Origin of the sequence: Rothia kristinae (assembly GCF_016028855.1) — a bacterium.
Taxonomy (GTDB): Bacteria; Actinomycetota; Actinomycetes; order Actinomycetales; family Micrococcaceae; genus Rothia; species Rothia kristinae.
In genome coordinates this window covers 149,017-171,455 of the sequence record NZ_CP065738.1, presented here as the reverse complement: position 1 = coordinate 171,455, position 22,439 = coordinate 149,017, and the positions used below count along the sequence as shown (strand labels likewise).

At 70.1% G+C, this 22,439-nt stretch carries 17 protein-coding genes; 11 read left to right on the top strand and 6 right to left on the bottom strand.

The window, feature by feature from the left end; genetic code table 11:
• Positions 1 to 254: 254 nt before the first annotated feature.
• The 4 genes from I6G21_RS00715 (at position 255) to I6G21_RS00700 (ending at position 6,950) form a co-directional block, all read left to right on the top strand.
• On the top strand, positions 255 to 2,081 hold the full coding sequence (locus tag I6G21_RS00715) for a BCCT family transporter (protein WP_100463099.1): 1,827 nt from the start codon (positions 255 to 257) through the stop codon (positions 2,079 to 2,081).
• A 291-nt stretch (positions 2,082 to 2,372) separates the two neighbouring features.
• Positions 2,373 to 4,106, top strand: a complete 1,734-nt coding sequence (locus tag I6G21_RS00710) for an ABC transporter family substrate-binding protein (protein ID WP_055684476.1) — start codon at positions 2,373 to 2,375, stop codon at positions 4,104 to 4,106.
• Positions 4,107 to 4,269: 163 nt separating this feature from the next.
• Positions 4,270 to 5,823 carry an ABC transporter permease gene (locus I6G21_RS00705; protein ID WP_129357408.1) on the top strand — a complete coding sequence of 518 codons (1,554 nt, stop codon included), beginning with the start codon at positions 4,270 to 4,272 and terminating at the stop codon, positions 5,821 to 5,823.
• The gene (locus I6G21_RS00700) at positions 5,820 to 6,950 is read left to right on the top strand and encodes an ABC transporter permease (protein ID WP_408015181.1); all 1,131 of its coding nucleotides are present in this window, start codon (positions 5,820 to 5,822) and stop codon (positions 6,948 to 6,950) included. Before I6G21_RS00705 ends, I6G21_RS00700 begins: the two co-directional genes overlap by 4 nt.
• Before the next feature lie 22 nt (positions 6,951 to 6,972).
• Here I6G21_RS00700 and I6G21_RS00695 read toward each other — a convergent pair whose 3' ends face one another.
• The gene (locus I6G21_RS00695) at positions 6,973 to 7,596 is read right to left on the bottom strand and encodes a PH domain-containing protein (protein ID WP_129357409.1); all 624 of its coding nucleotides are present in this window, start codon (positions 7,594 to 7,596) and stop codon (positions 6,973 to 6,975) included.
• A 75-nt stretch (positions 7,597 to 7,671) separates the two neighbouring features.
• Between I6G21_RS00695 and I6G21_RS00690 the strand changes: the two genes are divergently transcribed.
• Positions 7,672 to 9,579: an ABC transporter ATP-binding protein gene (locus I6G21_RS00690; protein WP_129357410.1), complete on the top strand. Its 1,908-nt coding sequence runs from the start codon at positions 7,672 to 7,674 to the stop codon at positions 9,577 to 9,579.
• A gap of 33 nt (positions 9,580 to 9,612) precedes the next feature.
• On the opposite strand, the gene I6G21_RS00685 is transcribed toward I6G21_RS00690, so the two are convergent.
• The gene (locus I6G21_RS00685; protein ID WP_129357411.1) at positions 9,613 to 10,632 is read right to left on the bottom strand and encodes a hypothetical protein; all 1,020 of its coding nucleotides are present in this window, start codon (positions 10,630 to 10,632) and stop codon (positions 9,613 to 9,615) included.
• A gap of 288 nt (positions 10,633 to 10,920) precedes the next feature.
• Here I6G21_RS00685 and typA point away from each other — a divergent pair, with 288 nt between their 5' ends.
• The 5 genes from typA to I6G21_RS00660 all read left to right on the top strand — a co-directional run bounded on the left by typA (position 10,921) and on the right by I6G21_RS00660 (position 17,449).
• Positions 10,921 to 12,837 (top strand): translational GTPase TypA, encoded by a 1,917-nt coding sequence (gene typA, locus I6G21_RS00680; RefSeq protein WP_055684472.1) that lies wholly within the window; start codon positions 10,921 to 10,923, stop codon positions 12,835 to 12,837.
• A gap of 21 nt (positions 12,838 to 12,858) precedes the next feature.
• Positions 12,859 to 14,211, top strand: a complete 1,353-nt coding sequence (locus I6G21_RS00675; RefSeq protein WP_055684471.1) for a PIG-L family deacetylase — start codon at positions 12,859 to 12,861, stop codon at positions 14,209 to 14,211.
• A gap of 208 nt (positions 14,212 to 14,419) precedes the next feature.
• The gene (fdxA, locus tag I6G21_RS00670; protein WP_055684470.1) at positions 14,420 to 14,743 is read left to right on the top strand and encodes a ferredoxin; all 324 of its coding nucleotides are present in this window, start codon (positions 14,420 to 14,422) and stop codon (positions 14,741 to 14,743) included.
• 8 nt (positions 14,744 to 14,751) lie between these two features.
• Positions 14,752 to 15,879 carry a succinyldiaminopimelate transaminase gene (gene dapC, locus I6G21_RS00665; protein ID WP_055684469.1) on the top strand — a complete coding sequence of 376 codons (1,128 nt, stop codon included), beginning with the start codon at positions 14,752 to 14,754 and terminating at the stop codon, positions 15,877 to 15,879.
• A gap of 289 nt (positions 15,880 to 16,168) precedes the next feature.
• A complete protein-coding gene (locus tag I6G21_RS00660; protein ID WP_058731120.1) occupies positions 16,169 to 17,449 on the top strand; it encodes a citrate synthase in 1,281 nt (426 codons plus the stop codon).
• Between the two features lie 150 nt (positions 17,450 to 17,599).
• On the opposite strand, the gene galE is transcribed toward I6G21_RS00660, so the two are convergent.
• Together galE and dapD are read right to left on the bottom strand one after the other, a co-directional pair.
• Positions 17,600 to 18,619, bottom strand: coding sequence for a UDP-glucose 4-epimerase GalE (gene galE, locus I6G21_RS00655; RefSeq protein WP_061225069.1), 1,020 nt, complete (start codon positions 18,617 to 18,619; stop codon positions 17,600 to 17,602).
• Positions 18,620 to 18,664: 45 nt separating this feature from the next.
• Positions 18,665 to 19,636 (bottom strand): 2,3,4,5-tetrahydropyridine-2,6-dicarboxylate N-succinyltransferase, encoded by a 972-nt coding sequence (dapD, locus tag I6G21_RS00650; RefSeq protein WP_061225068.1) that lies wholly within the window; start codon positions 19,634 to 19,636, stop codon positions 18,665 to 18,667.
• Positions 19,637 to 19,715: 79 nt separating this feature from the next.
• Between dapD and dapE the strand changes: the two genes are divergently transcribed.
• The gene (gene dapE / locus I6G21_RS00645; RefSeq protein WP_061225067.1) at positions 19,716 to 20,831 is read left to right on the top strand and encodes a succinyl-diaminopimelate desuccinylase; all 1,116 of its coding nucleotides are present in this window, start codon (positions 19,716 to 19,718) and stop codon (positions 20,829 to 20,831) included.
• Between the two features lie 69 nt (positions 20,832 to 20,900).
• Here dapE and I6G21_RS00640 read toward each other — a convergent pair whose 3' ends face one another.
• Together I6G21_RS00640 and I6G21_RS00635 are read right to left on the bottom strand one after the other, a co-directional pair.
• On the bottom strand, positions 20,901 to 21,761 hold the full coding sequence (locus I6G21_RS00640) for an amino acid ABC transporter permease (protein WP_055684464.1): 861 nt from the start codon (positions 21,759 to 21,761) through the stop codon (positions 20,901 to 20,903).
• Complete coding sequence (locus tag I6G21_RS00635; RefSeq protein ID WP_055684463.1) at positions 21,758 to 22,432, bottom strand: amino acid ABC transporter permease; 675 nt, start codon at positions 22,430 to 22,432, stop codon at positions 21,758 to 21,760. The genes I6G21_RS00640 and I6G21_RS00635 overlap by 4 nt, the downstream gene beginning before the upstream one ends.
• Between the last annotated feature and the right edge of the window lie 7 nt (positions 22,433 to 22,439).

The following is a 22,439-nucleotide window of genomic DNA, read 5'->3' as shown; positions in this document are numbered from 1 at the left end:
GATATGACGCGTCTCGGGCGAGGCGCGGGAGCGGGGCGAGTTTGCTCACCCTTTCCCGCGGACGTTTGGAAGCCTGCTGATGGTTGGCTACCGTAGTTCGGTACCCACCCGCGTATCGGGCGGTCGTCGCCCGTGCCCGCAGGGCATCGGCGCGCCGTCTGCGTCCGCGAGGGGCGCTCGCGCGCCCCGCGGGGCGGGTGCGGCAGTCCATCCTCCATCGATCCTGAACCTCGAGGTGCGAATACAGGTGCTCCATGGCTAATTTCCTCACCCGCAAACCCGACCTGAGCGTGGGCGACGTGCCCGACCGGCTGGCCGAGAAGATGAAGCGCGGCAACATCGACAAGCGCGTGTTCATCCCGGCGGCCGTGCTCATGGCCCTGTTCATCGGCATCACCCTGGCGTTCCCCGAGCAGGCCAACGAGGTCTTCTCCGCCCTGCAGACCGACGTCATCGGCTACTTCGGCTGGTACTACACCGCCATCGTCGCCGTGTTCGTGATCTTCGCGCTGTACCTGGGCTTCTCCCGGCTGGGCGACATCAAGCTCGGCCCGGATGATTCCACCCCGGACTACTCCTTCATGACCTGGCTGGCCTTCCTGTTCGCCGCCGGCATGGGCATCGGCCTGGTGTTCTACGGCGCCTCCGAGCCGTTGGCGCACTACCTGGACCCGGCCCCCGAGGTCACCGGCACCCGGGAGCAGGTGGCCCAGGCGGGCATGTCCTACTCCTTCCTGCACTGGGGCCTGCACCCGTGGGCCATCTACGTGATCGTCGGCATGGCCATCGCCTACGCCGCGCACCGGAAGAAGATGCCCCTGTCCATCCGCTTCGCCCTGAAGCCGCTGCTGGGCAAGCGCATCAACGGCGTGTGGGGTGACGTCATCGACGTCGTGGCCCTGGTGGGCGTGCTGTTCGGCGTGGCCACCTCCATGGGCCTGGGCGTCATGCAGATCGCCTCCGGCATGGGCTTCCTGCACGTGGACCTGACCAGCAACTGGGGCTACACCCTCATCATCGTGGTGCTCTCCGCCGTGACCCTGTTCTCCGTGGTCACCGGCCTGGAGAAGGGCATGAAGTGGCTGTCCAACGGCAACCTCATCCTGGCCGCCGTGATCGTGCTGTTCGTGCTGATCATGGGCCCCACCATCTTCCTGCTGCGCGAGTTCGTCCAGTCCATCGGCGCGTACCTGCAGAACGTCATCCAGATGACCTTCTCCACCTTCGCCCTGGACGGGCAGGCGGGCGAGGACTTCGTCGGCGCCTGGACCACGTTCTACTGGGGCTGGTGGATCTCCTGGTCCGCCTTCGTGGGCATGTTCATCGCCCGCGTCTCCCGCGGGCGCACCGTGCGCGAGTTCGTCTTCGCGGTGCTGCTGGTGCCGGCCGCGATGTCCTTCTTCTGGTTCGCCGTGATGGGCGGGACCGCCCTGCACCAGGAGCTGTTCGGCGAGGGCGGCCTGGCCGACCTGTCCAGCGACTCGGTGCTGTTCACCATGCTCCAGGACCTGCCGGCCTCCACCGCCCTGATCATCGGCTGCGTGATCCTGATCATCGTGTTCTTCGTGACCTCGGCGGACTCCGGTGCGCTGGTGCTGGGCATGATCTCCTCCTCCGGTTCACCCAACCCCAAGACCTGGGTGCGGGTGTTCTGGGTGTTCGTGGCCGGCGGCACCGCCACCGCCCTGCTGTGGGCGGGCGGCACGGATTCGCTGAACGCCATCCAGACGGTCTCCATCCTCACGGCCCTGCCGTTCTCCGTGGTGATCTGCCTGATGTGCATCTCCCTGTTCAAGTCGCTGAGCGAGGAGCACAACCTGTACGTGCGCGCCCAGCGGCGTCAGGTGCGCCAGGAGCTCACCGAGGAGATCTCGGAGACCGTGAACGGGCGCATGGTGGAGAACCTCGCGCAGCTGGAGGAGCAGCTGGGCGAGCGCAACGCGACGGTGGCGGCCAGCCCCGACGATCCCTCCGTGGATCACGACTGGACCTCCACCTTCGCCCGGCGCACCCAGGTGGCGCGCCCGGGGGAGCGGACCCGGCGTCGCCGTCAGCAGCGTGAGCAGGGATCGGACTCCTGATCCGACCCCGACGCGCCTGATCCGCCGGTGAGTCCGAAGGGTCCGCCGTCGCCCACCCCAGCGGGGGAGGGCGCCGGCGGGCCCTTCGGCGTCGCCGGGGACGTCGGATGACGCCGAGGCGACATGCGAACGTCGCCGGTTACACGCCGGCAACGAAGTTGGTTTACGATACTCACACATGTGTTGCCCTTCACATGGCATCGGCCACCGCCGAGCCACGGGATGGACCGCCGACGGCGGATGCGGCACACCCACCACGAGTCACTTCGTACGACCCCTCTAGGAGGCGAAATGCGCTTCTCCCGCATTTCCAAGGCCCTCGGCGTCGCGGCGGTCTCCGCCCTCGCCCTCTCCGCCTGCGCATCGACCGACAACGGCGGCGACGGGGACAGCGGCTCCACCAAGTCCATCTCGGTGGCCGAGCTGAACACCTTCTCGTCCCTGAACACCGACTCCTCGTCCGGCAACACGGACATCAACAGCAAGATCGCCACGGCCACCCACAACGGCTTCTACTCGATCACGGACCAGCTCGAGGTCAAGCACAACGACGACTTCGGCAGCTTCGAGAAGATCTCCGACAACCCCCTGAAGGTCAAGTACACGGTCAACGAGGACCAGCAGTGGTCCGACGGCAACAAGATCGACAAGGGCGACCTGCTGCTGGCCTGGGCCTCCCAGTCCGGGCACTTCAACGGCGAGGGCGAGAACGGCGAGCAGTTCTTCGACTACGCCGGGGACAGCGAGGGCCTGGGCCTGACCAGCATGCCGGAGTTCAGCGATGACGGGCGCACCATGACCCTGACCTACTCCAAGCCGTACATCGACTGGGAGACCGCCTTCGACGTCCGCCTGCCCGCCCACGTGGTCGCCAAGAAGGCCGGGATGAGCGAGGACGACCTCGTGAACACCCTGACCTCCGCCAAGCCGGGCGAGAAGAACGAGCAGCTGTCCAAGATCGCGGATGCCTGGAACACCGGCTTCGACACCACCAAGATGCCCGATGACAAGGACCTGCTGGTCGCCAGCGGCCCCTACAAGATCAAGGACATCGTCGAGAACCAGTCCGTGACCCTGGAGAAGAACGACAAGTACACCGGGGATGCGCCCAAGATCGACGAGATCACCATGCGCTCGATCGGCGACGCCAACGGCCAGCTCCAGGCCCTGAATAACGGCGAGGTGCAGGTCATCTCCCCGCAGGCGAACGTGGACACGATCCAGCAGCTCAAGGACGCCGACGGCGTCAAGACCCTCACCGGGGATCAGCTGCTCTACGACCACGTGGACCTGAACTTCAACTCCGACGTGTTCAAGGATGAGAACACCCGCAAGGCCTTCCTGCTGACCATCCCGCGCCAGTCCATCGTGGACAAGCTGATGAAGCCGATGAACTCCGACGCCGAGGTCCTGGACTCCCAGGTCTACGTGAGCTCCCAGGACGAGTACAAGGACGCGGTGGAGAAGAACGACTCCAGCGAGTTCCCCTCCTCGGACATGGACGCCAACATCAGCCAGGCCAAGGAGCTGCTCGGCGGCAAGACCCCGACCGTGCGCCTGCTGTACAACTCCGGCAACAAGGCTCGCGCGGACATCTTCCAGATGATCCAGGAGTCCGCCAAGAAGGCCGGGTTCAACGTGGAGGACCTGGGTGCTGCGGACTGGTCGAAGAAGCTGCCGGGCGGTGACTACGACGCCTCCCTGTTCGGCTGGACCTCCCCGGGTGTGGGCCACTCCTCCTACGGGCAGATCTTCGCGGCCGGCGGTGGCGGCAACTACAACGGCTACGACAACGAGGACGTCAACAAGAAGGCCGACGAGATCCGCACCACCGTCGGGGACGATGCCAAGGTCAAGGACCTCGCCATCGGCATCGACAAGGATCTGTTCGATGATTCCTACGGCCTCCCCCTGTTCCAGCAGGCCGGCGTCGTGGGAGTGAAGGACAACGTGGAGAACGTGACCTTCAACCCCGGAAGCACCCAGGTGTGGTGGAACGTCGAGAAGTGGGACATCAAAAACTGATCCCGTCCTGAACCCACCTCGCACCGTCGCGAGCACGTGACGAACCGGCCGGCACCCCAGGGAGCCCGGCCGCACCGGGCGGGCGTCACCGGCGAGAAGCCGCCGCTGACGCCCGCCATCGCGCTTGCGATGCCCGCTTCCCTCCCACCCCACGGATGCCGCCATGCTGATGTACACCGTCCGAAGGCTCGTGGCCGCGGTACTGATCCTGTTCGCCGCCACGTTCCTCGTCTACGTTCTGGTCACCTACGCCGGTGACCCCCTCCAGGAGTTCCGCGAGAACCCCTCGCCCACCGCCCAGTCCCAGATGCTCGCCCGTGAGAAGGCCCTGCATCTGGACGTTCCCCTGATCCCGCGCTACTTCATGTGGCTCGGCGGGGCCCTGGGTTGCCTCAACCCGCTGGGCACCACCTGCGACCTGGGCACCACCTTCCAGGGTCAGGCCGTGACCGACGCCCTCAAGGGCGCGATCGCGCAGACCCTGACCCTGATCACCGCCGCCACGATCCTGGCGATCATCATCGGCGTGGCCCTCGGTGTGGTCGCCGCGCTGCGGCAGTACTCCACTCTGGACTACGGCATCACCTTCCTCGCCTTCGTCTGCTACTCCCTGCCCTCTTTCTGGATCGCGGTGCTGCTCAAGCAGTACGGGGCCATCGGCTTCAACAACTTCCTGCGCAACCCCACCATCGGAGTGGCCAGCGCGGCGGCCGTGGGGCTCGTCGCCGGGATCATCTGGTTCCTCGCCTCCTATGGCAGGATGCGCACCCGGGTCCTGCTGGGGCTCTTCGGCTTCGCGCTGACCTTCGCGATCCTCATCTTCCTCAGCGTGACCCGCTGGTTCGCCCGCCCCTCCCTGGGACTGCCGCTGATCGCGATCCTCGGGGTGCTCACGGCGGTGGCCTTCACCTTCCTCCTGGCCGGGCTGCGCAACCGCACAGCTCTTTACGCCGGGCTGGCCTCGGTGATCGTCGGTCTGGCCCTCTACTTCCCGATCCAGCCGCTGCTGAACCGCGCGACCTGGCTGATGATGCTCCTGCTGGGCATCCTCACCCTGCTCATCGGGGCGGGCATCGGCTGGGTCGTCGGACGCCTGCGCAAGACCTACGACCTCGGCCAGTCCGTCAAGGTGGCCATGTGGACCGCCTTCATCGTCGCGGGCCTGGTCGTGCTGGACCGGTTCATGCAGTCCTGGCCCGCGTACATGCGCGACGGCCGGATCTCCGGACGGCCCATCGCCACCGCCAACTCCGCGACTCCCGGCATGTCCGGGGACTTCTGGATCACCGGGATCGACAGCTACACCCACCTCATCTTGCCGACCATCGCCCTGACCCTGCTGGCCCTGGCCTCCTACTCCCGGTACTCCCGAGCCTCGATGCTGGAGATCATGTCCCAGGACTACATCCGCACCGCCCGGGCTAAGGGCGTCTCGGAGCGCTCCGTGGTGGTCAAGCACGCCTTCCGCAACGCGCTGATCCCGCTGGCCACCCTCGTGGCCTTCGACATCGGCGGCATCATCGGCGGCGCGGTCATCACGGAGAAGGTGTTCGGCTTCTCGGGCATGGGGAACCTGTTCAACGACTCCCTGGGCCAGCTGGACATCTACCCGATCATGGGCTTCTTCCTGATCACCGGCATCACCGCCATGGTCTTCAATCTCGTCGCGGACCTGCTCTACTCGGTCCTCGACCCGCGCGTGAGGGTGAAAGCATGAGCGCCACGAATGCATCGCAGGCTCCGGAGCCGAAGGAGCCGACCACCGAGACCCGCGAGATGCGCCTGGAGAAGGTCCAGCCCGACGCGGAGACCAAGGGGCTCAGCCAGGGCCAGATCGTCCGCAAGCGCTTCATGGGCAACAGCGGGGCCATCGCCTCCCTGGTGATCCTGTTCCTGATCATCGTCCTGGCGTACTCCTCGATCGGCTTCGGCCCGATCCCCGGCTGGTGGAAGTACGACTACTCCGAGATGATGCCCGTCACCAACGGCGGCAAGCCCACCATCGGGCTCTTCCATCTCGGTGAGCACCCCTTCGGGCAGGACACCACCGGGCGCGACCTGTTCGCCATGGTCATGCGCGGAACGCAGACCTCGCTGTTCGTGATGGTCATCGTCGGCCTGGTCGCCGGGGTGATCGGCGTCGTCATCGGCGGCGTCTCCGGGTACTTCCGCGGCTGGGTCGAGGCCGTGCTGATGCGTCTGACCGACATCGTCATCATCATCCCGCTGCTGGTGCTCACCGCGGTCCTCGGGCAGATGGTCATCAGCCACCTGCCGCAGGGCCCGCAGCGCATCACCGCGCTGGCGCTGCTGATCGGCCTGGCGGCCTGGACGGGCCTGGCCCGCCTGGTGCGCGGAGAGTTCCTGACCCTGCGCGAGCGGGAGTTCGTCGACGCCGCCCGCCTGGCCGGGGCCTCCGCCCCGCGGATCATCTTCAAGCACATCCTGCCCAACGCGGTTGGGGTGATCATCGTGAACGTGACCCTGCTGATGGCCTCGGCGATCCTCATCGAGACCTCGCTGTCCTACATCGGCTACGGCGTGCAGTCCCCGGACGTGTCCCTGGGCTCCCTGATCAGCGCCAACGAGTCCGCGTTCTCGACCCGCTCCTGGCTGTTCTGGTACCCGGGCCTGTTCATCGTCGTGATCTGCCTGTGCATCAACTTCATCGGCGACGGCCTGCGCGACGCCTTCGATCCGCGGCAGAAGAAGTTCAACCCGCGCCGCGCCAAGACCGTGACCGCCCACTCCGCGGAGAACGGGCTGGACCCGGACGGGCGCGTGGACGTGGATCTGCAGAGCGAGCAGCCGGTGCGCGACGTCGGACCGGGCAAGAACGCCTAGGAACCGGAGAGCGTCGATGCGTTCACAGCAGCAGGCCCGCCGCGGCCGCCGCGGCGAGCACCGCCAGGATCACCAGCTGGGTGGTGTTGGCGGTGCTGACCGGCTCCGCCTCCTCCCGCAGGGTCCCCGCCTCCACCTGCTCCTGCCAGTGGCCGCGGATGACCTCCGCGGCCCGGCCGGAGGCGGTGGAGCGCAGGTCGCTGGGCATGAGGCTCGCGCCCTCGCCGCGGAAGCCCAGGTGCGGATCATCCGGCATGTGGGCGGTGCGCTGCCCCCACACCGCGGTGGCCGCCCCGCCGGCGGGTGCGCCTACTGCCTGGATGCGCCGGTGCCGGGTCACCAGGTGCAGCCCGTACCGGGTCTGCACGTCGATCAGGTCCGAGTAGCCCAGTCGGTGCGTGCGCACCGGGTTGACCACGGTGATCTCCTCCTGGCTCAGCCGCACGCACGGCCAGGCCAGGAACCACCAGATCAGGTAGCCCAGGAACGCGCACGGCCCGAAGGCCCGCAGCCCGGCCGCGGCGCCGTCGTGCACCGTCACGCTGATCAGCAGCCCCGCCAGCACCAGCTCCACCAGCACCACCAGGACCAGCATGGGACGGGAGCGCAGGGTCGCCCCCTCCTCCCGCAGATATCTCGTCGCCATGCCCACATCGTCCCAGACCCGACCCGCCCCGGCCACCGCCGCGCCGGTCGGCTCCACCCGTAGGAGAGAGCTCCCATGACCACCGAGAACACCCCCAGCGGAACCCCCGCCGAGGACTCCGCCCAGGACGCCGCCGCCCAGCGGCCCGCCACCCGCACCGAGCGGCGCGCCGCCGAACGGGCCGCCCGCCGCTCCGGGCCCCGCACCGGAGCCATCCCGTGGCGCCGCACCAAGACCGGGTCCCAGCCCGTCGTCGGCAACCCCACCGGGCGCGTCCTGGAGGTGAAGGACCTGTCCGTGGCCTTCGGCGTGGACCGCCAGTGGGTGCCGGCCGCCACGGACATCAGCTACCACGTCGACGCCGGCGAGGTGCTCGCCATCGTCGGGGAATCCGGCTCCGGCAAATCCGTCTCCTCGATGGGCATGATCGGGCTGCTGCCCTCCAACGCGAAGGTCACCGGCTCCGTCAAGCTCAACGGCGAGGAGCTGATCGGGCAGTCCAACAGCGAGCTGCTGAAGGTGCGCGGTGACGACGTCGCCGTGATCTTCCAGGAGCCGATGACCGCGCTGAACCCCGTGTACACGGTGGGGGACCAGATCGTGGAGACCCTGCGCCTGCACCGGGAGATCTCCCCGGCCCAGGCCAAGAAGCGCGCCCTGGAGATGCTCCAGCTCGTCGAGCTGCCGGATCCGGTCAAGGCCTTCGACTCCTTCCCGCACCAGCTCTCCGGCGGTCAGCGCCAGCGCGCGATGATCGCGCAGTCCCTGTCCACCGACCCCAAGCTGCTGATCGCCGATGAGCCGACCACCGCCCTGGATGTGACCGTGCAGGCGGAGATCCTGGACCTGATGCGCAACCTGCAGAAGAAGCTGGGCTCGGCGATCATCCTGATCACCCACGACATGGGTGTGGTCGCGGACCTGGCGGACCGGGTCGCGGTGATGCGCCGCGGGCGGATCGTGGAGACCGGGGAGATCCACGAGGTCTTCGGCAACCCCCAGCACGAGTACACCAAGGCCCTGCTGGCGGCCGTGCTGCACCTGGGTGAGGGCGAGGGCGAGGGGCTGGACGTCAACGCAGCCCTGGACGACGCGGCGGAGGGCACCCGCCCGGCCACCGTGGAGCTGCAGCAGGTGGCCCCGCCCCGCGAGGGCGAGACCGTCCTGGAGCTGAAGGACGTGGCCCTGGAGTACCCCAAGCAGGGCCGGGTCCCGGCCTTCCGGGCGGTGGAGGGCGCGAATCTGCGCATCCACGCCGGGGAGGTCGTGGGTCTGGTGGGGGAGTCCGGCTCCGGTAAGTCCACGATCGGGCGGGCCTCCGTGGGGCTGCTGGATGTCGCCGAGGGGTCGCTGGTGGTGGCCGGCCAGGAGCTGAAGGCTGCCGGGCGCCGGGTCATCAACCAGGTCCGCAAGGACGTCGGCATGGTCTTCCAGGATCCCTCCTCCTCCCTGAACCCGCGCCTGCCGATCGGCGAGTCCATCGGCGAGCCGATGTACCTGGCCGGGGTCGCCAAGGGTGCTGAGCTGCAGCACCGCATCGAGACCCTGCTGGATCAGGTGGAGCTGCCCCGCTCCTACCGCAACCGGTACCCGCACGAGCTCTCGGGTGGGCAGAAGCAGCGCGTGGGCATCGCCCGCGCCCTGTCCCTGAAGCCCAAGCTGCTGGTGGCCGATGAGCCGACCTCGGCCCTGGACGTCTCCGTGCAGGCGCGCGTGCTGGAGCTGTTCAAGGAGCTGCAGGAGCAGATGGGCTTCGCCTGCCTGTTCGTGACCCACGACCTCGCAGTGATCGACGCCCTGGCGGACCACATCTGCGTGATGCAGCACGGGAAGATCGTGGAGCAGGGGCCGCGGGACCAGATCCTGCGCCACCCCCGCGAGGCGTACACCCAGCGCCTGCTGGCCGCGGTGCCCCTGCCGGACCCGGATCAGCAGCGCGAGCGCCGCGAGCTGCGCGCCAAGCTGCTGGCCGAGGTCAGCTGACCCCCGCATCACCCCGCTCCCCGCGCCGAGTCGTCACTTCCGACCGGAAATCCGTCGATTTTCGGTCGAGATCGATGACTCGGCGTCGTTGGGGGTGGCTGCGGCGTCGTGGTCGCGGATCGCGCGGAGGATGATGGCGACGGCGCGCGGCATCCGCGATCCCGCGCACCACACCGCCTCGCGCAGGTCGGCGGCGGTGATGCGCACCTCGACCCATCCGGCCTCGGCCGTGCGCCGGGCCCGCTCGACGTCGCGGCGCACCTGCTCGGGCCGGTCGTGGTGGGCGCCTTCGTACTGGATGCTCAGCCGCAGCCTCGGCAGGGCGAGATCGGCCTGGAAGAGCAGCATCCCCCGGGTGTTGCGCACGGCGAATCCCGGGACCAGTCCGTCGATGCCGTGATCCTCGCAGGCCAGGCGCAGGAAGGTCTCCGGGCGGGAATCCGATCCCGGGCGCATCCTCGCCACGGCCCGGTCGAAGGCGCGGATGCCCCGCGCGCCCCGGTGGGCCCGCAGGTACCGACGCAGATCCTCCGGGGTGCACAGCGGCGGGCGGCCGGCGTCGTACCCGTCCGCGTGGGTGTTCAGGATCCCGTCCCCGGCGGCCACCAGATCCTCATGGCCCAGGCGCAGGCTCATCTCGTAGAGGGTGCGCTCCGGCGTCGTGACGGCCAGGCCCTCCGGGGTGCGGGTGAGATCCGAGGCGGCGTAGGCGTACTGGGTGCTGCGCAGGCCGCGGCGTCGGACGGGGGAGCGCAGCGGCGGGGTGTTCAGGTGCGGGGTCTCATCCTCCTGCAGGTGCCGCGGCAATCGGAAGCCGTGATGCCGGGCCGCGCTGAGCCCGTTGATCGCGGATCCCGGGATGGCCCGGGCCAAAGCGGCGACCACGTCCCACGCGGTGATCTCGTGGCCGGGCGGGGCGTAGATCCCCGGATCCCGGCGCACCGTCGAGCGCCGACGCAGCAGCGCCTCCGGGACGCCGCGCAGGCGGGCTTCGGCGCGAGTCAGGGCGTCGACGTCGGCCCGGGGTGGCTCGGGGGAGGGGATCGCTGCCATGCCCACACTGTCCCCGACCCCCTGCCGGGCCGCCACCCCCGAGCCTCCACCTGTGGACAGCCCCCGCACCCCGCGCGCCGAGTCATCACTTCCGACCGGAAATTCGGCGATTTTCGGTCGAGATCGATGACTCGGCGCTGGGGAAGGGGAATGAGTGGGAGGGGGAGGTGAGGTTGAGGGGATGCGGCGGCGGGAGGGGAGGGGTTGCGCGCGGGCGTATGATGGGACGGCAGTCCGCGTGCGCGGGCCCGCCCCGCACGCATCCTCGATCGAAGGCTCACTCCCCGTATGTCAGAAACCTCCAGCACCGCCACGCGCTCCGATCTGCGCAACGTCGCCATCGTCGCCCACGTGGACCACGGCAAGACGACCATCGTCGACGCCATGCTCAAGCAGACCCACGCCTTCTCCGACCACGCCGACGTCGAGGACCGCGTCATGGACTCCGGTGACCTGGAGCGGGAGAAGGGCATCACCATCCTCGCCAAGAACACCACCGTGACCTACGCGGGTCCGGCCTCCCACGGCGAGAAGGTGACCATCAACGTCATCGACACTCCCGGCCACGCCGACTTCGGCGGCGAGGTCGAGCGCGGCCTGTCCATGGTCGACGGCGTCGTGCTGCTGGTGGACGCCTCCGAGGGTCCGCTGCCGCAGACCCGCTTCGTGCTGCGCAAGGCCCTGGCGGCCAAGCTGCCCGTGATCCTGGTGGTCAACAAGGTGGACCGGCCCGACGCCCGCATCGACGAGGTCGTCTCCGAGTCCATGGACCTGCTGCTGGGCCTGGCCTCGGACCTGGCCGACGAGGTCCCGGACCTGGATCTGGACGCGGTGCTGGATGTGCCCGTCGTCTACGCCTCCGGCAAGGCCGGACGCGCCTCGATGGAGCAGCCGGCCGACGGCGCCCTGCCCGAGAACGAGGACCTCGAGCCGCTGTTCCAGGCCATCCTGGAGCACGTCCCGGCCCCGACCTACGACCCCGACGGCGTGCTGCAGGCCCACGTGACCAACCTGGACTCCTCGCCGTTTCTCGGCCGCCTCGCATTGCTGCGCATCTTCCACGGCACCCTGAGGAAGGGCCAGACCGTCGCCTGGGCCCGGCAGGACGGGCAGATCAAGAATGTGCGGATCTCCGAGCTGCTGAAGACCCAGGCCCTGGACCGGGTGCCGGCCGACGAGGCCGGGCCGGGCGACATCGTCGCGGTGGCCGGGATCGAGGACATCACCATCGGCGAGACCCTCACCGACCCGGAGAACCCGAAGCCCCTGCCGCTGATCACCGTGGACGATCCGGCGATCTCCATGACCATCGGCATCAACACCTCCCCGCTGGCCGGGCGTGTCAAGGGCGCCAAGGTCACCGCCCGGCAGGTCAAGGACCGGCTGGACAAGGAGCTGATCGGCAACGTCTCGATCAAGGTCCTGCCGACCCAGCGCCCCGACGCCTGGGAGGTCCAGGGCCGCGGCGAGCTGGCCCTGGCGATCCTCGTGGAGCAGATGCGCCGCGAGGGCTTCGAGCTGACCGCGGGGAAGCCGCAGGTGGTCACCAAGACCATCGACGGCAAGGTCCACGAGCCGATCGAGTACATGATCATCGACGTCCCGGACGAGTTCATGGGCGCGGTGACTCAGCTGATGGCCGCCCGCAAGGGCCGCATGGAGACCATGACTAACAACGGCACCGGCTGGGTGCGCATGGAGTTCCGGGTGCCGGCCCGCGGCCTGATCGGCTTCCGCACCCAGTTCCTCACCGAGACCCGCGGGGCCGGGATCTCCTCCTCCTACGCCGACGGCTACGAGCCGTGGGCCGGGGACATCGAGTACCGCACCAACGGCTCCCTGATCGCCGACCGCGCCGGGGTGGTCACCCCCTACGCGATGATCAACCTGCAGGAGCGCGGCACGTTTTTCGTGGAGCCGACCTCCGAGGTCTACGAGGGCATGATCGTCGGGGAGAACTCCCGGGCCGATGACATGGAGGTGAACATCACCAAGGAGAAGAAGCTGACCAACATGCGCTCCTCCACGGCGGACACCTTCGAGAACCTCACCCCGCCCAAGAAGCTGACCCTGGAGGAGTCCCTGGAGTTCGCCCGCGAGGACGAGTGCGTGGAGATCACCCCGGAGGCCATCCGCATCCGCAAGGTCATCCTCGACTCCCACGACCGCGTGCGCGCGTTCCGCGCCCGCACCCGCGCGAACTAGCGCCCCGGGCTCGCCACGCCGATGACCGAGGCCGACGCCGCCCGCCCGCGCTATCCGCAGCAGGGCGCCCACCGGGACGCCGACGCCGTGACGACCCTCCTGCCGGAGGGCCTCGCGGCGTCGGCGGCCACGGTGCTGTTCGTCCACGCCCACCCGGATGACGAATCCTCCTCGACCGGGGCCACCATGGCCCGGCTGGCCCGGGAGGGCGCGGCCGTGCACCTGCTGACCATGTCCCGCGGGGAGATGGGCGAGGTCATCGGCCCCGAGCACGCCGAGCTGGATGTGCGCACCCGGGACCCGCAGGATCCCGGGGACGCCCTCGGGGCCCTGCGCGAGACCGAGCTGAGTGCCGCCCTGAACGCCCTGGGGGTCACCGGGCACCGCTTCGCTGAGCGCCCGAAGGGCGGGGCCTTCCGCGACTCCGGGATGTCCTGGGCCGCCGACGGCACCGCCGCCCCGGATCCGAACGCGGCCCCCGACTGCCTGATGCGCGCGGAGCTGTCCCAGGCCGCCGAGGCGGTGGCCGCCGAGATCCGTCGGCTGCGCCCGGAGGTCGTGGTGACCTACGACGCCGACGGCGGCTACGGGCACCCGGACCACCGGCGCACCCACGAGGCCGTGATGGCGGCCCTGCCCCTGCTGCCCGACGGCGCCCTGCCGCGCCTGGTCTGGGGCGAGGAGGGCGAGGCCGACGCGGGAGACACCCGCCGCCAGGCCGTGATCCACGGGGACCTGCCCGCCAAGGAGCGGGCCATGGCCGCCCACGCCACCCAGATCCGGGTGGACCCCGGGCACACCTTCCGCTACTCCAACGACGTCGTGCAGCCGATCAGCCCGGTGGAGACCTACCGGCTGCTGGCCGCCCGGGCGGATGCCCGACCCGCCGGCGCGCTCAGCACCAGCGACCGTGGCGAGGATGCCCTCAGTCCCGACGCCGCGGATCCCGAGCAGGAGCCCGCGGGTCCGATCTCCTCCGCGATCACCGCGGTCGTGGTGGGGCTGCTGCTGGGCTTCCTCGGCACGATGCTGCACGCCTCGGTGGCCTACTTCGACGGCTGGTATCTGCCGTGGGGCGCGATCCTCGCCGTGCTCGGCGTGTTCACCGGGACCGTGTGGACCGCCGGATACACCCGACGCCGGGGGATGACCCTGGTGCCCGGGCTCGCGGCCTTCGCCGTCGTCGGCTTCTTCACCCTCGCCCGCTCCGACTCTCGGCTGGTCATCCCGACCCTGGAGGCCCCGATCGGGGTGGCCGGGATCATCTGGACCCTGGGCACGGTGCTGGCCACCGCCGTGGGCGTGGTGGTCGCGGACCGCACCGTGCTGCGCGGCATCGGGCGCTCCGGGCGAGGGCGCCGCCGACGGCGCTGACGACGCTGACGCCTGCCGTCACCGGGCGTCATCGGCCGCAGTGATCCCGCCGACAGTCCCCGGCCCGGCCCTGGGTGTGCCAGACTGGCCGGGCTAGACTGATCAGCCAGGAAGAAGGCGGGGCCTTTTCCGCCCCTGAGGCGGAAATCGCGCGCCGCCGCCGCGCCGTCGGAGGCATCACCCCGGCGGGCACAGTGAAAGGGTCCCCATGACGTATGTGATCGCCCAGCCGTGTGTCGACGTCAAGGACCGGGCCTGCGTGGAGGAGTGCCCGGTCGACTGCATCTACGAGGGGGAGCGCACCCTCTACATCCACCCCGACGAGTGCGTGGACTGCGGCGCCTGCGAGCCCGTGTGCCCCGTGGAGGCCATCTACTACGAGGATGACCTGCCCGAGGAGTGGGAGGAGTACCTCACCGCCAACGCCGAGTTCTTCGATGAGATCGGCTCCCCGGGCGGGGCCGCGCGCATGGGCAAGATCGAGGCGGACCACCCGTTCATCCAGTCCCTGCCCCCGCAGGGCGAGGAGTAGCCGCACCCATGAGCCTCGGACTGCAGCTGCCGGACTACCCCTGGAACCAGATGGCCCCGTACCGGGAGCGCGCCGCGCAACACCCGGACGGCACGGTGGACCTCTCCATCGGCACCCCGGTGGATCCCACACCGCAGCTGGTGCGTGAGGCCCTGGCCGCCGCCGCGGACGCCCCCGGCTACCCCACGACCCAGGGTACGCAGGCCCTGCGCGAGGCCGTGGCCGCCTGGTACGCCCGACGCCGCGGGGTGACCTGCCTGGACCCGGCCGCGGTGATGCCCACCGTGGGGTCCAAGGAGCTGGTGGCCTGGCTGCCAACCCTGCTGGGCCTGGGTCCCGAGGACGTCGTCGTGCGGCCCCGCGTCGCCTACCCGACCTACGACATCGGGGCCCGCCTGGCCGGGGCGCGCGCCGTGGCCGCGGAGGACCTCGAGGAGCTGGATCCGCAGGTGCGGGACCGTGTGCGCCTGGTGTGGGTCAACTCCCCGGGCAACCCCACCGGTGCGGTGCGCGACGCCGCCTCCCTGCGCCGCATCGTCGAGCAGGCCCGGCGGATCGGCGCCGTCGTCGCCTCGGACGAGTGCTACGCGGAGCTGGGCTGGGGGGCCTGGGACGAGGCCCGGGGCGGGGCCCGCGTGCCCTCGGTGCTTGACCCGCAGGTCACCGACGGGGACCATACCGGGCTGCTGTCCGTCTACTCCCTGTCCAAGCAGTCGAATCTCGCCGGATACCGGGCGGCCTTCGTCGCCGGGGACCGGGAGCTGGTGGCCAACCTGATCAACACCCGCAAGCACGCCGGGATGATCGTGCCCGCCCCGATCCAGGCGGCCATGATCGCCGCGCTGACCGATGACGCGCACGTGGCCGAGCAGAAGGACCGCTACCGGGCCCGCCGCGAGCTGCTCAAGCCCGCGGTGGAGGCCTTCGGGCTGCGCGTGGAGGACTCCGCGGCCGGGCTGTACCTGTGGTGCACCGCGGGGGAGGACACCTGGGAGACCATCGGGCGCCTGGCGGATCTGGGCATCGTGCCCGGCTCCGGGACCTTCTACGGCGAGGCCGGGAGCGGCTACGTGCGCATCGCCCTGACGGCCACGGATGAGCGGGTGGCCGCCGCGGCCCGTCGCCTGCGCGGCTGAGGCGCCCAGACCCGACCTCGACCCGCCGACGCTCCGCAGGCGCCGCCGATGGCGCCGACGCGACGTCGGCCGCGCCTGTGGCGGGCCCCTCCCCGATTCGTGAGCCGAACCTCGGACCGAGTAGGCTGGGGGAGAGTTGAAGTGTGTCCTCGCGCACGCCTGCGGGCGGGTGCCGGGATGGGTACGACGCCGAGGACGGCGCGGGCCCGCCGCCGCATCGACGTCGTCCCCGGTGGATTCCGGGCCGATGACGCGCGCGAGGACGCCACGCCACCACACGGGAGGAATCATGTCCGACAACGCCACGCTCACCATCGGGGACTCCAGCGTCGAGTTCCCCGCGGTGGAGCCCTCCGAAGGCAACTCCGCCTTCGACATCGCGAAGCTGCGCAGCGCCACCGGGGGACACGTGACCTACGACCCCGGGTTCATGAACACCGCCAACACCCAGTCCGCGATCACCTACATCGACGGCGATGAGGGCATCCTGCGCTACCGCGGCTACTCCATCGAGGACCTCGCCGAGAAGTCCAGCTTCGTGGAGGTCGCCTACCTGCTGATCTACGGGGAGCTGCCCACCGCCGAGCAGCTCGAGGACTTCGACACCCTCGTCCGCCGCCACACCATGGTCCACGAGGACCTGAAGATCTTCTTCTCCGGCTTCCCCCGCACCGCCCACCCCATGCCGGTGCTGGCCTCCGCGGTCTCCGCGCTGTCCACCTTCTACCCGGACTCCCTGGACATCCACGACGAGCACGAGGTGGAGGTCTCCACCATCCGCCTGCTCTCCAAGGTCCCGACCCTGGCCGCCTACGCGTTCAAGAAGCAGCGCGGGGAGCCGATGCTCTACCCGCAGAACGACCTGAACTACGCGGAGAACTTCCTGCGGATGTGCTTCGGGGTGCCGGCCGAGGACTACGAGATCGACCCGGAGATCGCCAAGGCCCTGGACCAGCTGTTCATCCTGCACGCCGACCACGAGCAGAACTGCTCCACCTCCACGGTGCGTCTGGTCGGCTCCGCGGACGCCAACATGTTCGCCTCCGTCTCCGCCGGCATCAACGCCCTGTACGGGCCCAAGCACGGCGGGGCCAACGAGGCCGTGCTGAACATGCTGCGCCGCATCCAGTCCGAGGGCATCAAGCCCGAGGACTACATGGAGAAGGTCAAGAACAAGGAGGACGGGGTGCGCCTGATGGGCTTCGGGCACCGCGTCTACAAGAACTACGACCCCCGGGCCCGGATCGTGAAGTCCACCGCGGACAAGATCCTGCACAAGATCGGCGGGGACGACGAGCTGCTGGACATCGCGATGCGCCTGGAGGAGAAGGCGCTGGCCGATGACTACTTCGTCGAGCGCAAGCTCTACCCCAACGTGGATTTCTACACCGGCCTGATCTACAAGGCGATGGGCTTCCCGGAGCAGATGTTCACCGTGCTGTTCGCGATCGGGCGCCTGCCCGGCTGGATCGCGCAGTGGCGGGAGATGGTCGAGGATCCGGCCACCAAGATCGGCCGCCCGCGCCAGGTCTACACCGGGCCCACCCACCGCGAGTACCCGGCCAAGTAGCCCGGTTCCTCCGCCCCGCCCGCACGACGACGCCGCGGCCCACTCCCCTCTCTCAACGAGAGGGGAGCGGGCCGCGGCGTCGTCGTCTGCCCGGAGACGGGAGGCGGAGATGGGGGGGCGGGGCCGCCGGATCGCGGCCCCGCCCCCTGCTCAGGCGGCGGGGTAGCCCTCCGGGTTGGTCCTCTGCCAGTTCCAGTGGTCCGCGCACATCTGCGCCAGGTCCCGCTCGGCGGACCAGCCCAGATCGGCCAGGGCCGCCGAAGGATCCGCGTAGGACACGGCGACGTCGCCCGGACGCCGGTCCACGATCTCGTAGGGGATCTCCCGTCCGGAGGCCTCCTCGAAGGCCCGGCGCACCTCCAGCACCGAGTAGCCGTTGCCGGTGCCCAGGTTCCAGGTGTGCAGCCCGCCCCGCTCGGCGATCGCGGCCAGCGCCTTGACGTGGCCGTCGGCCAGGTCCATCACGTGGATGTAGTCCCGCACGCCGGTGCCGTCCGGGGTGGGGTAGTCATCGCCGAAGACCTTGAGCTTCTCCCGCCGGCCCACCGCGACCTGCGCGATGAAGGGCAGCAGGTTGTTCGGCACCCCGGTGGGGTCCTCGCCGATGCGACCCGACGGGTGCGCGCCCACCGGGTTGAAGTAGCGCAGCAGGGCGATGTTCCAGGACGAGTCTGCGGCCGCCAGATCCACGAGCATGTCCTCCACGTGCTCCTTGGTCCGCCCGTAGCAGGACTGGGCGTCCAGCGGCAGCTTCTCCGTCAGCGGCATCTCCTCAGGCGCCCCGTAGACGGTCGCGGAGGAGGAGAAGACCAGGGACCGGCAGCCGCTGGCCTCCATCGCGGCCAGCAGGTTCAGGGTGCCGGTGACGTTGGTGCGGTAGTACCACAGCGGCTTCTCGGCCGACTCGCCGACGGCCTTGAGACCGGCGAAGTGGATGACGGCGTCCGGGCGCTCGCGCTGGAAGACCTCGGTGGTCGCGCGGGCATCCAGGATGTCGGTCTCGTGGAAGGCGATCCGCCGTCCCCCGGCCAGCTCCGAGACCCGGTCCAGGGAGACGCGGGAGGAGTTGGCCAGGTTGTCCAGCACGGCGACGTCGTGCCCGGCCTCCAGGAGGGCCAGGACGGTGTGGGAGCCGATGTACCCGGCTCCGCCGGTGACCATGATCTTCATCTGAGGGGTCCCTTTCTGATGGTGGTGCGGCGCGGGCGGCGCCGCTCAGTTCTGGTGCAGCGCGGTGTTCAGCTCCACCTGACCGCCGGAGCGGGCGATGGCCTCCACGGTGCCGGTCTGGGAGTTGCGGCGGAACAGCAGCCCCGGGGTGCCGGAGAGGTCCACCGCCTTGACGACGTCGGCCCCGGCCTCGGTGCGCACCGTGACCCGGGTCCCGGCGGTCACGTACAGTCCGGCCTCCACCACGCAGTCATCGCCCAGGGAGATCCCGACCCCCGCGTTGGCGCCCAGCAGCACCCGCTCGCCCAGGGTGATCCGCTGGGTCCCGCCGCCGGAGAGGGTGCCCATGATCGAGGCGCCGCCGCCGACGTCGGTGTGGTCCCCGATGACCACGCCCTGGCTGATCCGGCCCTCGACCATCGCGGCCCCCAGGGTCCCGGCGTTGAAGTTCACGAAGCCCTCGTGCATCACGGTGGAGCCCTCGGCCAGGTGCGCGCCTAGGCGCACCCGATCCGCGTCCCCGATGCGCACCCCGGAGGGCACGACGTAGTCCACCATACGGGGGAACTTGTCCACGGCGTACACGGTCAGGGGCCCGCGGGCGCGCAGGCCCAGGCGCAGACCCTCCAGCTCGGCGGCCAGCACCGGTCCGGCGCTGGTCCAGGCCACGTTGGCCAGGTGCCCGAAGATCCCGTCCAGGTTCAGCCCGTTGGGGCGGACCAGTCGGTGGGACAGGGCGTGCAGGCGCAGCCAGGCGTCGGCGGCGTCGGCCGGGGCGGCGTCCAGATCCGCGACCGTCTCCACGACCCGCTGGATCACGTTGCGGGCCGGGTCATCGGCCGCGGCCTCCTCCAGGCCCGCGCGCACGGACTCCTCGGGGTTCCCGCCCAGGCGGGGGGAAGGGTACCAGACGTCCAGGACGGTGCCGGCGCGCTCGCCCGCGGCGACCGTCGTGGCCAGACCCAGGGCGGCGACCCGGCGCTCGGCGGAGGTGTTCTCAGGGGTGGTCTCAGTCATGGGCACCAGTCTACGGATGCGGGCATGTCAGTCCCGTCAGCCGCCCCTGTCCGCCGGCTGTGCCGCCTAGGGTGGAACCATGCACGATTCCCCCTGCGCACCCCCCGCCCTGGACCTGACCGGCGACGTCGCCGAACTGACCCGCGCCCTGCTGGACATCCCCTCCGTCTCCGGGCAGGAGACGTCGATCGCCGACGCGGTCCACGCGGCCCTCACGCCGCTGGGCCACCTGCGGGTGCATCGCAACGATGATGCGATCGTGGCCCGCACCGAGCTGGGCCGGGCCGAGCGGGTGGTGCTGGCCGGGCACCTGGACACCGTCCCGCTGCCCACGACCCCCGGGGCCCGCGGCACCGTGCCCTCCCGGTGGGAGCAGGCCGACGGGCAGCGGATCCTGTACGGGCGCGGGGCCACGGACATGAAGGGCGGGGTCGCGGTGCAGCTGGCCCTGGCTGCCGCCCTGACCGCGCCGCGCCGGGACGTCACCTACGTGTTCTACGACCACGAGGAGGTGGCCGCGGAGGCCTCCGGCCTGGGCCGGCTGCTGCGGGAGGAGCCCGGGCTGGTGGATGACGCGGACTTCGCGGTGCTGCTGGAGCCCACCGACGGGACCATCGAGGGCGGGTGCAACGGGACCCTGCGGTTCTGGCTGAGCACCGAGGGCGTGGCCGCCCACTCCGGGCGCGCCTGGAAGGGCGTGAACGCGATCCACCGGCTGGGCCCGGCCCTGCGGATCCTGGAGGAGTACCGCCCGGCCACCGTGACCGTGGAGGACCTGGACTACCGCGAGGGTCTCAACGCCGTGCAGATCGAGGGCGGGGTGGCCGGCAACGTCATCCCGGATGCCGCCCGGATGCACGTCAACTACCGCTTCGCCCCGGACAAGACCCTGGAGCAGGCTCAGGAGCACGTGCGGGAGCTGTTCGCCGGGTACGCCCTGGAGTTCGCGGACCTCTCCGCCGCGGCCCGGCCCGGGCTGGATGCCCCGCTGGCCCGGGAGCTGGTCGCCGCGGTGGGCCGGGAGCCGAAGCCCAAGTACGGGTGGACCGACGTCGCCCGCTTCTCCGCCGCGGGGATCCCCGCCGTGAACTTCGGTCCCGGGGACGCCCTGCTGGCCCACACCGACGACGAGCACGTCAGCGCCCAGGCGGTGCGGGACTGCTTCTCGGCCCTGCATGGCTGGCTCACTGACTGACTGACCCGGACGGCGCCGCGGGGAACACCGCGGCGCGGATCGGACCGGGCTCGAACCTGGGCGGGCGGGTCAGACCGGGTCCACCGCGGCGGTCGCATCCGGGCGGGTGCGCCCGGAGGTGCGGCTGCTCAGCCACCGGGAGACCCACCCGGCCAGGGCCGTGAGCAGGACGTTGATGACGATGAACAGCGCCGCCGCCATCAGCAGGGCCTGCAGCATCGAGTGCGCCGAGCCCAGCCGCCGGGCCGCGGCCAGCAGCTCGGGGTAGGTGATGATGTAGCCCAGCGCGGTGTCCTTGAGGATCACCACGAACTGGCTGAGCAGGGACGGCAGCATCGCCACCAGCGCCTGCGGCAGCTGCACGATCCGCATCACCTGCGCCCGGGAAAGACCCAGGGCCAGACCGGCCTCGCCCTGCCCGCGCGGCAGCTGCTGCACCCCGGAGCGCACCAGCTCCGCGATCACCGAGCCGTTGTACAGGGTCAGGCCCAGCACCACCGCGTACAGCGGCAGCTGCCGGGGGCTGACCACCCCCAGCCCGCCCAGCCACAGATAGAAGAAGATCATCATCAGCAGCACCGGCACGGCGCGGAAGAACTCGACGATCACGGTGCACACCCACCGCACCGGGGCCAGCCCGGAGAGCCGGCCCATGCCGAAGACCAGGCCGAAGACCACCGAGGTGACGATCGCCAGGCCCGCGGCCTTCAGCGTGGATTCCAGGCCGGGCAGGAAGAAGTTGCGCCAGGCCCGGGAGGTGAACAGGAAGTCCCAGTGCTCGGCGTCGAGCTGACCCTTGGCGGCGAGCCCGGCCAGGATCCACCAGCAGATGCCGGCGACCAGGACCAGACCCAGCACGTTGAACCCCAGGGTGATCCGCTGGGCCCGGGGCCCCTGCGCGTCGAACAGGACGCTGCGCTGCGCGCTCATCGTCTCACCGCCCACTTCCGGGACGCCCACGTGGTGATCAGGCCCATCGGGATCACGATCATCACGAAGCCCATGGCGAAGGTGAAGAAGATCGCCAGGATCACGTCGGAGTCGAATTCGATCATGGTCTTCATCAGCCCGGAGGCCTCCGCGACCGAGGCCACCGAGGCCACCGTGGTGTTCTTGGTCAGCGCGATCAGCGTGTTGCCCAGCGGGGTGATGGCCCCGCGCAGCGCCTGCGGCAGGATCACGATCCGCGCAGCCGGCAGGAACCCCAGGCCGATGGCGCGGGCCGCTTCCGCCTGCCCCAGGGGCACCGTGTTGACCCCGGAGCGGATCGCCTCGCACACGAACGCCGCGTGGTAGACCACCAGCATGACCACGGCCCAGGCGAAGAAGTTCCGATTGAAGTCATCCGAGAGGGTGATCTTCAGCTGGGTCCAGAAGCCCAGCACGGCCACGGCCATGAGGATGGTCAGCGGCGTGTTGCGCAGCAGGTGCACGTAGCCGGTGCCGAGCCAGCGCAGGGAGGGCACCGGAGAGATGCGCATCAGGGCCAGCAGCGTCCCCAGGATGAAGGCGCCGATCGCGCCCCAGAAGGTCAGCTGCAGGTTCGCCCAGAACGCCCCGAGGACGTCGTACTGGCGGAAGAGGGAGAGGAACTGATCCACGGCGGGC